The sequence below is a fragment of the Aquabacterium parvum genome, from assembly GCF_001447195.1.
In the GTDB taxonomy this organism is placed as follows: domain Bacteria; phylum Pseudomonadota; class Gammaproteobacteria; order Burkholderiales; family Burkholderiaceae_C; genus Aquabacterium; species Aquabacterium parvum.
In genome coordinates this window covers 1-273 of the sequence record NZ_LFRI01000540.1, presented here as the reverse complement: position 1 = coordinate 273, position 273 = coordinate 1, and the positions used below count along the sequence as shown (strand labels likewise).

1 protein-coding gene is annotated in these 273 nt (G+C 55.3%); it reads left to right on the top strand.

Going from position 1 to position 273, the window contains the following annotated elements; all coding sequences use genetic code 11:
• Positions 1 to 50: 50 nt before the first annotated feature.
• The coding region (locus ABG80_RS23070) for a protein rep (RefSeq protein ID WP_268761016.1) at positions 51 to 273 on the top strand (223 nt) is incomplete at its 3' end.

Sequence of the window (273 nt, the reverse complement as noted above, 5' to 3'; positions counted from 1 at the left end):
CCACTTGCGGTGACTACCTGCTGTTCCGGCACTACTTCACCATCGACGCTGTGAGGCTGCATGCGGCCAGCTTCTGCATGAAGCACCTGCTTTGCCCTCTGTGTGCCATTAGACGGGGCGCTAAGTCGATGAAAGCATACTTGGATAGGTGGGAGGTCATCCGAGCCGAGAAAACGGCTCTGAGGCCTTTTTTGGTGACTTTGACGGTGAAGAACGGTGATGACCTGGCTGAACGCTTTAAGCACCTTCATAGAGCCCAGCGCGAGCTATGGA